Below are 9,988 nucleotides of genomic sequence, written 5' to 3' on the forward strand. Positions count from 1 at the left end.
AGCCGCGCTGGGCTTGGGCTTACTTGTACGCCTGCACGTCCTGCTGCAGACGCTCAAGGAATGCGTCGACCGGCATCACGCCAGCATCGACACCGCCACGAGCACGCACGGCTACGGTTTGTGCCTCACGCTCCTTGTCACCGACGACCAGCAAATACGGGACCTTCTGCAGCGTGTGCTCTCGTATTTTATAGCTAATCTTCTCGTTGCGCAAATCGCTCTCTACTCTAAGCCCTTGTTTTTGCAACGATTGGGTCAGTTTCAGTGCATATTCGGCCTGACTTTCAGCGATATTCAAGACCACAGCCTGCACCGGCGCGAGCCAGGACGGCATTGCACCAGCATGGTGCTCGATCAGAATACCGAGGAAACGCTCCATGGAGCCGACGATCGCACGGTGCAGCATGACCGGGCGTTTGCGGCTGTTGTCTTCCGCCACGTACTCCGCGCCCAGGCGCTCCGGCAGGACCATGTCGAGCTGCAGGGTACCGCATTGCCACGACCGGCCGAGTGCGTCCTTGATGTGGTACTCGATCTTCGGACCATAGAACGCGCCTTCTCCCGGCAATTCTTCCCACGTTAAACCGCACGCGGTCAGCGCGTCGCGCAGGCCCTGCTCCGCGCGATCCCAGGTTTCGTCGGTACCGGCACGTGCGTCCGGACGCAGCGACAGCTTGATGTCGATGTGATCGAAACCGAAGTCCTTGTAGATGCTCATCGCGAGCGTGTTGAACGCAATCGACTCTTCGATGAACTGGTCTTCCGTGCAGAAAATGTGGGCGTCGTCCTGGACGAAACCGCGCACGCGCATCAGGCCATGCAGCGCGCCCGACGCTTCATTCCGGTGACACGAACCAAATTCCGCGTAGCGCAGCGGCAGGTCGCGATACGACCGCAAGCCATGATTGAATACTTGCACGTGGCCAGGACAGTTCATCGGCTTGATCGCGTAGTCGCGCTTTTCCGATTCTGTCGTGAACATGTTTTCACGATAGTTCTGCCAATGACCCGACGCTTCCCACAGCGAGCGGTCCATGATCATCGGCGTCTTGATTTCGAGATAACCGACTTCGCTCAGGCGGCGGCGGATGTATTGCTCGACTTGTTGCCAGATCGCCCAGCCCTTCGGGTGCCAGAACACCATGCCCGGCGCCTCTTCCTGCAGATGGAACAGGTCGAGCTGCTTCGCGAGCTTGCGGTGATCGCGCTTCTCGGCTTCCTCGAGCATGTGCAGGTACGCTTCCTGGTCTTCCTTCTTCGTCCAGGCCGTGCCGTAGATGCGCTGCAACTGTTCGTTCTTCGAGTCGCCACGCCAGTAGGCGCCCGCAACCTTCATCAGCTTGAAGACCTTCAGCTTGCCGGTGGACGGCACGTGCGGGCCGCGGCAAAGATCCGTGAAACCACCGTGCGAGTAGAGCTTGATATCGTCGGTGGACGGAATCGATTCAATGATCTCGGCCTTGTACTTTTCCCCGATGCTCTTGAAGTAGTCAATGGCTTCGCCGCGCGTCACCACACGGCGCGACACGGGTTCGTCCTTCTTCGCGATTTCGGCCATGCGCTTTTCGATCTTCTCGAGATCTTCCGGCGTAAACGGACGGCTGTACGCGAAGTCATAGTAGAAGCCGTTCTCGATCACCGGGCCGATGGTCACTTGCGCGTCCGGATACAGATCCTTGACCGCGTACGCGAGCAAATGCGCCGTGGAGTGGCGAATGATGTCGAGACCGTCGGCGTCCTTTTCAGTGACGATGGAGAGCGACGCGTCATGATCGATCAGCGTGGACGTATCGACGAGCTCGCCGTCGAGCTTGCCGCCGAGCGCAGCCTTCGCGAGTCCCGCACCAATCGACGCGGCGACTTCCGCAACCGTCACAGGATGGTCGTACTGTCGAACTGATCCGTCGGGCAAACGTATCGAAACCATTTCGTTCTCCAAGACGCCGGCAGCCGACGCCCAAGTTCATTGAACAATGCCTTGCAAGCGCCAAGGCGAACGCGCGAAGGCAAAAAAAAAATGCGGCCCCACATTTTGAGGGGCCGCATTCACTTTTCCTACAACTGCAAAGGCGAAAGTGGTCCTCGACTAGCGTCGCTCCGAAGTTGTTTCGGTCAACGTTCGCGGTGCCATCTTGTTCATTTGCCTTTCGCGCCAAGGCGCTTGCTGCAGTTTTGAAAATCCGGCATGAACCGGACTTCCACTTTCGTTGGTAGGCTCGATTGGACTCGAACCAACGACCCCCACCATGTCAAGGTGGTGCTCTAACCAGCTGAGCTACGAGCCTGAAGAAGCGAAATTATATGGAGCGTTTTGAATCCTGGCAAGCACTTTCATGCGATGACACTGAAGAAGTTCGTCGATACGTTTAATAAGCATCAACAATGCGCTTCAAATTCAACGCGTTATCAACGGCTTGCCGACCCTTTGAGCGCGCGAGCCGGCATGCATTTTTCCTGGCACCGCGCGGCTCAGGCCCGTCGCGATGCACGCACCACGCCCTGCACCTCGCTCAGTAGCGAGCACGCACGCTGAATTTGCGCGGCGCTCGACACCTCGACCGTAAATTGCATGTACGCGACATTGCGCCGGCTCTGCGTCTTCACGCCGGTCACGTTCATCTTCTCGCGCGCGAAGACTTCGGAGATGTCGCGCAGCAAGCCTTGCCGATCGTTCGATTCCACCGCGAGATCGACCGGATACACCGACGATCCGCGCCCACTCATTACGTCTGCGGACCAAGCGGTCTCAAGCACACGCTCGGGTGAACGCTCGGCCATCCGCTGGAAGGTCACACAGTCGGTGCGGTGAATGGACATACCCTTGCCGCGCGTTACGAAGCCCGAGATGCGGTCGGGCGGAGCCGGACGGCAACACCGTGCCAGTTGCGTCAGCAACGCGTCCACGCCGACAACCAGCACCCCAGTAGACGCGCCTTGAGCCACGCTTTGCCCGCTGCTGCGTTTCTCGAACTGCGCCGGCGCTTCGGGCTCCGGTTCCGGCGGCGGTGTGTCATGCAGCGCCTGCTCGATATTGCGCAGGCTGAACTCTTCCTTGGCGACGACCGCGTACAGATCTTCAGGCGTCTTGAAGCCCAGCTTCGACGCCAGCTGATCAAGATTGACGGACGTCTTGCCCTCACGCTGCAGCGTCTTTTCAACCAGCGCGCGCCCGTTCGCGATGTTTTCTTCCGAGTCGACCGCGTTGAACCACGCACGCACCTTCTGCCGGGCCCGCGGGCTGTGCAGATAGCCGAGCAACGGATTGAGCCAGTCACGCGACGGACCGCCCTCCTTAACGGCGACGATCTCGACCGTCTGGCCGTTTTGCAGCGGCGTGTTGAGCGGCACCATGGCCCCGTCGACGCGAGCGCCACGGCAGCGATGCCCAAGCTCGCTGTGCAGGTGATAAGCGAAGTCAACCGCGGTTGAGCCTTGCGGCATCGCGATCACACGTGCCTGTGGTGTGAGCACGTAGATATGGTCGTCGTCGAGCGTCGCCTCGCGCAAATGCTGCCAGGGTTGCGTACCCGGCTGATCGCCCTCGGAAACGTCCTCTTTCCACGCCAGCAACTGGCGCAACCACGCAATTTTCTCGTCGTACTTGTCAGCGGCCGTAACCTGCCCGCCGTACGCGCGCGTACCGGCTTCCTTGTAGCGCCAATGGGCGGCTACACCGTATTCGGCGAATCCGTGCATTTCCTGCGTGCGGATCTGGACTTCGAATGCTCGCCCGTCATCACCCACCACCACGGTATGCAGCGACCTGTACCCGTTCGGCTTAGGCCGTGAAATGTAATCGTCGAACTCCCGCGGCACCGGCTGCCACAAGTTGTGGACGATACCAAGCACGGTGTAGCAGTCCTTGATGTCGTCGACGATCACACGAAACGCACGCACGTCGTTCAGCTCGGAAAAATCCAGCTCCTTGCCGCGCATCTTTTTCCAGATACTGTAGATGTGCTTCGGCCGGCCACTCACTTCCGCGCGGATATTCGCGGTGGCCAGTTCCGTCTGCAAACGCGCGATAGCCTGAGTGACATACGCTTCGCGCTCGACGCGTTTTTCGTCGAGCAACTTTGCGATGCGCTTGTAGGTAGGTGGCTCCTCGAAGCGAAACGCAAGGTCTTCCAGCTCCCACTTCAACTGCCAGATGCCTAACCGGTTCGCGAGCGGCGCATAGATCTCGAGTGTTTCGCGCGGGACGTCCGGCGACGGGTCGAGCTTGTTCGCCGCGTAATAGCGCAGTGACTGCAGCCGCGACGCAAGCCGGATGAGCACCACCCGAATATCCTGCGCGAACGCGAGCAGCATCTTGCGCAGCGCTTCAACCTGGGCACGGCGCGCCGCCTGGGCGTCGCGGCCCGTTTCCGGCAACGTTGCCTGCGCGGCCCGCGAGCTGACCGAACCGAGCCGCCACAGCTTGCGGACATCGGCGACGAGGCTCTGCACTTCCGCGCCGAAACGCTCGCTGATCACACGCTCGGGATCGTCGATATGCGGCGCGATCGCAAACAGCGCAGCCGCCGCGATAGCCGCCGGATCGACGTTCAAGGTTTGCATGATCCGCGCCGTGCCGGCCGCGTGCTCAACCAGCAATTCGCCACTGGTCAACCGTGCGTCCCCCGCGTGTTCACGCACGAACGCGAGCGCGTCGTCGAAGGACGGCTCGGGTATCAGTGCGGGGGAGACAGCGGTATCAGGCATGCGGATCGATCAGGCGCGTAAATGTCCCAGGTTCAGCTACGCACGGCAGCCACGACGACCACTTCCACGAGGCATGCCGGATTGGCAAGCTTGGCTTCAACGGTAGCGCGCGGGGGCGCATTGCCTTCGGGCACCCACATGTCCCACGCCGCGTTCATGGCGGCGAAATGGGCCAGGTCGGAGAGATAGATCTGCACCGACAAAAGCTGTGTCTTGTCACTGCCGGCTTCCGCCAGCAAACGGTCGATATGGCCGAGCACTTCGCGGGTCTGGCCCGTGATGTCCTGATCAGTGTCTTCGGCAATCTGCCCGGCAAGATAAATGGTGCCGTTGTGGATCGCGATTTCGGAAAGACGCGCGCCGACATGGTGACGAATGACTGCCATGAGTGTTCCTGAGTGTGAGTTGTCAAAAAATCGCACGAAGCCCGATATTATGCCTCGGCCGTTTCAGTGCCGAGGAAGAACCGGTACGCAATCTCGATCTGATCGGGTGCCAGGAACGCAGGCGCGTGGCCCACGCCCGCTACCTCCTTGCTCGTCACGGCCTGCCCGCTTGCGACCATTTTTTCGACCGTCTCGCGAGAGAGCAAATCCGAATGTTCACCCCGAACGACCAGCACCGGATGCTGGATCGACGCCAGCGAATGCCACAGGACCGCCTCACCGAGCGAGACCGCATCCGCGTCCGCCGCGACGAACGGAACCGCGATCTTCGGATCGTACCGATACCCCCAGCGGCCCTCGCGCTCCTGCATCAGCGGCGTGTTGATCGCACGCCATTCTTCGGCGGTCAGCGGCCCGAAAGACGCGGCAAGCTGCGCCGCGTTGTCTATGCCTTCCTGCAGCGTGGCGAAAGTCCCACCACGGCCAAGATAGGCGCCAATGCGCTCGAGCGCCACCGGTTCAATGTGCGGTCCGACGTCGTTGAGCAGCATTTTCCGGATGGGCGAATTCGGCATTCCGGAGAGCCCGAGGCCAATCAGCCCGCCCATGGACGTGCCGAACCAATCCACCGTTTCCACGTTCAGCCGCGCAATGAGCGCGACCATGTCCGATACGTATTGCGGCACCCCGTAATACTTTGGATCGGCCAGCCAGTCCGACAGGCCTCGCCCGACCACGTCCGGACACACCACGCGATACTCGCGGGCAAACGCCTTCGCGACCTCGTCGAAATCTCGGCCCGAGCGTGTCAGCCCGTGCACGCACACAAGCACACGCGGGTTCGCCGGATCGCCCCACTCGGTATAAGCCATGCGATGCAGGCCCGACGGGCTGATGCACTGCACATGGCGTTGCCGGGGGGTGGGAACAAACGAAGACGCGGCTTCGACGATAGACGCGGACATAAGATTTTCCTCGGTTCGATGGCGCTGCGGCATACAAGCAACTCAACTGAAATTGATTGTAAACGCTTTGCCGGCTGCGCTTCGGCGTGACGCCGCAGCGTTAGCCAAACGGCCTGGACAAATCCATCATATGCCGTTCTGAAATACGAAACGCAAGACCCGTCACCATCCGTCCGGGTTCTTGCAAACGCCCGCCCTCAAAATGAAAAAACCGTTCCGACTCACATCGGAACGGTCCATTTCGGCCGGCAAAACAAACTCTGCGGAAAACCTTACTTGACGCTGCTTACGTCCAGCGGCGCGCCGGTTTTCTGCTGGATCTCTTCCACGCTGACTCCCGGCGCCAGTTCGACGAGTTTCAGTCCGGCTTCAGTGACATCGATCACGCCAAGATCCGTAATGATCCGGTCGACCACGCCCACGCCCGTCAGCGGCAACGTGCACGCTTCGAGAATCTTGTGCTGATCTCCCTTCGCCACGTGCTCCATCAACACGATCACGCGCTTCACGCCCGCGACCAGATCCATCGCGCCGCCCATGCCCTTGATCATCTTGCCGGGGATCATCCAGTTGGCCAGGTCGCCCGTCTTGCTGATCTGCATGGCGCCCAAGATAGCCAGGTTCACATGGCCGCCGCGGATCATCGCGAACGAATCCGCCGATGAAAAAATTGACGATCCCGGCAGCGTGGTCACCGTCTGCTTGCCGGCATTGATCAGGTCGGCATCGACTTCTTCTTCCGTCGGCGAGGGTCCGATGCCGAGCAAGCCATTCTCCGATTGCAGCCACACTTCCATGCCTTCCGGCACGAAGTTCGCTACCAGCGTGGGCAAGCCAATACCCAAATTCACGTAAAAACCGTCCTGCAATTCCTTGCCCGCCCGTGCGGCCATCTGGTTCCGGTCCCATGCCATGATCAGTCTCCTTTCGCGCGCACGACGCGTTGTTCAATGCGTTTTTCCGGATGTGCGTTCAGCACGATGCGCTGCACGAAGATGCCCGGCGTGTGGATGGCGTCGGGATCGAGTGCGCCCGTTTCCACGATTTCCTCCACCTCGACCACCGTGATCTTGCCGGCCATTGCGCACATCGGGTTGAAGTTGCGGGCCGTGCGGCGATAAATCAGGTTGCCCGATTTATCGGCTTTCCACGCTTTCACGAGTGCGACGTCAGCGGTCAGCGAATGTTCGAGCACGTAGTAGTTGTCGCCGAATTGACGCGTTTCCTTGCCGTCCGCGATCACCGTGCCGTAACCCGTGTTGGTGAAGAACGCCGGAATGCCCGAGCCGCCCGCGCGCAGCTTTTCGGCCAGCGTGCCTTGCGGCGTGAATTCGAGTTCGAGTTCGCCAGCCAGATACTGGCGCTCGAATTCCTTGTTCTCGCCGACATACGACGAGATCATTTTCTTGACCTGACGGGTTTCGAGCAGCAGCCCGAGTCCGAAACCGTCGACACCCGCGTTGTTGCTGATACACGTGATGCCCTGCACGCCCGTGTCGCGCAACGCCGCGATCAGCGCCTCGGGAATGCCGCACAGACCGAAACCGCCGACGGCAAACGTCTGGCCGTCCTTCACGATGCCATCGAGCGCCTCTTTCGCGCTGGGATAGACCTTGTTCATCTGTTTGTCCCTTCCTGATCTGGATGAAATCCGTTTATTTGAGCCGTCCACGCAACCGGTTTGCATAGCGTGAGACGACTTTCTGACGTGGCAAAAGAGTACGACGCCGGATCGATCCGGCACAATACGCAAAAATACATAAGTAATTGCCGTACTGCACGGCAATGAAATAGTTAAACGCGAGTCGTGCGAGCCAAATGCGTCAACTGGATTACCAAACAGCGTTTCATCTTGCGCCAGTCGGACTGGTGTTGTCACGGGAACGAATCATCGAAGACTGCAACGCGCAGCTCTGCTCGATTTTCGGCGTCGCGCCGGAGGCCTTGCTGGGCCAGTCTTTCCAGGTGCTGTATCCGTCGCCGGTGGAGTTCGAGCGGATCGGCGCGCGCATCGCCGCGCTGATGCAGCGCCAGGGCAGCTACGCCGACGACCGCATCATGAAACGTGCCAATGGGGAATTGTTCTGGTGCCATGTGACCGGCCGCTCGCTCGACCTGAGCGCGCCGCACGCCGCCGGCGTATGGACCTTCGAGGACTTGAGCGCGACGCGGCGGGTTGCCATCGAACTGACGCCGCGTGAACGAGAAATTGCCGCGCAGCTCGTCACAGGCAAGACCAGCAAGCAGATTGGCCGCGCGCTGGATATCAGCCCGCGGACCGTGGATATCTACCGTTCAAAACTCATGCGCAAATACGACACGGGCAACGCGACCGAGTTGTTGCAGCGGCTGCTGGGCGACTAGCCGGGCGTTTTGGTCCCCACTCCCGCCGTTTCAATGGCATGGCGCAGCAGGTCAGGGATCTGCACCGATTTCGCCGCCGCATAGTCGATCCACACGCATTTCGCCGTGCCCCTGGCGTAGAGCGTGGCGGGATCGTCGGCACGGAACAGCTCGAAGCGCGTGTCGAAACTGCTGCGGCCCGGCGGCCCCACGAACATGCTGCCGATTACATCGCCGGGATAGTGGAGCTGCCTCAGGAATTCCATCGACGCGTTCACGATCACCGGTCCCTGCCCTTCAACGTTGGCGCCGGCAATGGCCAGTTGCCGGAACCACGAGATCCGCACTTCCTCCATGAAACGGAAGTAGACCGTGTTGTTCACGTGGCCAAATGCGTCCATGTCGCCCCACCGCAGCGGCATGGACAGATCAATTACGCGATGAAAACCGCCCGGCGCCGGCGCTGTCAGGCTCGCCTGGTCGAGAACCTGGCTCATAGGCCAAACCCGTCGTCGGCGGCGATCACCGAGCCGTTGATGAACTGCGACTCATCGGCGGCAAGCAGCAGCAACAGGCCATCCAGGTCTTCAGGCGTGCCCACCCGTCGACGCGGCAGCATGGCCAGCAGTTTCTGGCCAGCCTCGCTCTTCCAGTGATGGTGATTGAGTTCGGTGTCGATATAACCCGGACAGATCGCGTTGACGTTGATGCCGTGACGGCCCCATTCCTGCGCCATTGCCTTCGTCATATGAATGACGGCGGCCTTGCTCATGGAATAAATACCGATCTGCGGCAAGGTCTTGAGCCCCGCCATGGACGCAATATTGATGATCCGGTAGCCCGGTTTGACCGTGCCGTTGCCGCGCATGATCATGCGTTTGGCGACTTCCTGGGCGACAAAAAACGCGCCGCGCGTGTTGGTATCGAAAACGAAGTCGAAGTCCGACGGCGTCACGTCCGTGAGCTTTTGCTGGGTGGACACACCCGAATTGTTCACAAGGATGTCGATCGTCCCGGCCTCCGTCTCCGCGTGCGCGACGGCCGACTTGATGCTTTGATAATCAGTCACGTCGAGCGACACCACGTGCGCCGCACCGCCGGACGCCTCGATTTCGGCGCGCAGTTCCTTCAGGCGCTCGGTGCGCCGGCTTGCCAGCACGACTCGCGCGCCCGCCTGCGACAGCACTTGCGCAAAACGCTTGCCAAGTCCGCTGGAGGCGCCGGTGATCAGCGCACATTTGCCTTCCAGGTTGATCGAACGGCCCATTGTTTTTCCTTGGTTGAAAGCGATTGGAGTGTCCCGATCGAACCGTCTTGATCCCGTTCGCCCAAAATCAGCATCGAATCGACACAGCCGATATGCTATCCTAAAATAATACGGTCGTGCTAATTACGGGAACGTCGGTTGCACCATGCGAAAGGTTCCCTGACAATACCCGATCCCCAAAAAAAGTATTCTAACGTTAGACAGGAGCATTGGATGACCCCGGAGAGTCTCATCGAGCAGTACGGTCCCCGTGAATCCATGGAGTACGACGTCGTGATCGTGGGCGGCGGTCCTGCGGGGTTATCAGCGGCTATCCGGCTGAA

General features: G+C 60.2%; 9 protein-coding genes and 1 tRNA gene. 1 reads left to right on the forward strand and 9 read right to left on the reverse strand.

Going from position 1 to position 9,988, the window contains the following annotated elements:
• Positions 1–19: 19 nt before the first annotated feature.
• The 7 genes from thrS to ABH944_RS05125 all read right to left on the reverse strand — a co-directional run bounded on the left by thrS (position 20) and on the right by ABH944_RS05125 (position 7,676).
• Entirely contained in the window at positions 20–1,927 is a 1,908-nt protein-coding gene (gene thrS / locus ABH944_RS05095) for a threonine--tRNA ligase (RefSeq protein WP_404604296.1), read from the reverse strand.
• A gap of 281 nt (positions 1,928–2,208) precedes the next feature.
• Positions 2,209–2,285, reverse strand: a tRNA-Val gene (locus ABH944_RS05100).
• Between the two features lie 184 nt (positions 2,286–2,469).
• Positions 2,470–4,704, reverse strand: coding sequence for a RelA/SpoT family protein (locus ABH944_RS05105; protein ID WP_404604295.1), 2,235 nt, complete (start codon positions 4,702–4,704; stop codon positions 2,470–2,472).
• 32 nt (positions 4,705–4,736) lie between these two features.
• Positions 4,737–5,090, reverse strand: a complete 354-nt coding sequence (locus ABH944_RS05110; RefSeq protein WP_097263982.1) for a RidA family protein — start codon at positions 5,088–5,090, stop codon at positions 4,737–4,739.
• A 47-nt stretch (positions 5,091–5,137) separates the two neighbouring features.
• Complete coding sequence (locus tag ABH944_RS05115) at positions 5,138–6,055, reverse strand: alpha/beta fold hydrolase (RefSeq protein WP_404604294.1); 918 nt, start codon at positions 6,053–6,055, stop codon at positions 5,138–5,140.
• Positions 6,056–6,327: 272 nt separating this feature from the next.
• Entirely contained in the window at positions 6,328–6,969 is a 642-nt protein-coding gene (locus ABH944_RS05120; RefSeq protein WP_404604293.1) for a CoA transferase subunit B, read from the reverse strand.
• Between the two features lie 2 nt (positions 6,970–6,971).
• Positions 6,972–7,676, reverse strand: a complete 705-nt coding sequence (locus tag ABH944_RS05125; RefSeq protein WP_404604292.1) for a CoA transferase subunit A — start codon at positions 7,674–7,676, stop codon at positions 6,972–6,974.
• Positions 7,677–7,873: 197 nt separating this feature from the next.
• Between ABH944_RS05125 and ABH944_RS05130 the strand changes: the two genes are divergently transcribed.
• Positions 7,874–8,419 (forward strand): LuxR C-terminal-related transcriptional regulator, encoded by a 546-nt coding sequence (locus ABH944_RS05130; RefSeq protein WP_404604291.1) that lies wholly within the window; start codon positions 7,874–7,876, stop codon positions 8,417–8,419.
• On the opposite strand, the gene ABH944_RS05135 is transcribed toward ABH944_RS05130, so the two are convergent.
• A complete protein-coding gene (locus tag ABH944_RS05135) occupies positions 8,416–8,895 on the reverse strand; it encodes an acyl-CoA thioesterase (protein WP_404604290.1) in 480 nt (159 codons plus the stop codon). The genes ABH944_RS05130 and ABH944_RS05135 overlap by 4 nt on opposite strands.
• Positions 8,892–9,665, reverse strand: coding sequence for an SDR family oxidoreductase (locus ABH944_RS05140; protein ID WP_062089984.1), 774 nt, complete (start codon positions 9,663–9,665; stop codon positions 8,892–8,894). The genes ABH944_RS05135 and ABH944_RS05140 overlap by 4 nt, the downstream gene beginning before the upstream one ends.
• Between the last annotated feature and the right edge of the window lie 323 nt (positions 9,666–9,988).

The organism is Caballeronia udeis (genome assembly GCF_044909315.1).
Classification (GTDB): domain Bacteria; phylum Pseudomonadota; class Gammaproteobacteria; order Burkholderiales; family Burkholderiaceae; genus Caballeronia; species Caballeronia udeis_A.

Bases quoted from the DNA above. Each gene is read 5' to 3' on its own strand.
- ABH944_RS05125 (WP_404604292.1), bottom strand. From the start codon at position 7,676: ATGAACAAGGTCTATCCCAGCGCGAAAGAGGCGCTCGATGGCATCGTG.
- ABH944_RS05120 (WP_404604293.1), bottom strand. From the start codon at position 6,969: ATGGCATGGGACCGGAACCAGATGGCCGCACGGGCGGGCAAGGAATTG.
- ABH944_RS05115 (WP_404604294.1), bottom strand. From the start codon at position 6,055: ATGTCCGCGTCTATCGTCGAAGCCGCGTCTTCGTTTGTTCCCACCCCC.
- thrS (WP_404604296.1), bottom strand. From the start codon at position 1,927: ATGGTTTCGATACGTTTGCCCGACGGATCAGTTCGACAGTACGACCAT.
- ABH944_RS05130 (WP_404604291.1), top strand. From the start codon at position 7,874: ATGCGTCAACTGGATTACCAAACAGCGTTTCATCTTGCGCCAGTCGGA.
- ABH944_RS05135 (WP_404604290.1), bottom strand. From the start codon at position 8,895: ATGAGCCAGGTTCTCGACCAGGCGAGCCTGACAGCGCCGGCGCCGGGC.
- ABH944_RS05110 (WP_097263982.1), bottom strand. From the start codon at position 5,090: ATGGCAGTCATTCGTCACCATGTCGGCGCGCGTCTTTCCGAAATCGCG.
- ABH944_RS05105 (WP_404604295.1), bottom strand. From the start codon at position 4,704: ATGCCTGATACCGCTGTCTCCCCCGCACTGATACCCGAGCCGTCCTTC.
- ABH944_RS05140 (WP_062089984.1), bottom strand. From the start codon at position 9,665: ATGGGCCGTTCGATCAACCTGGAAGGCAAATGTGCGCTGATCACCGGC.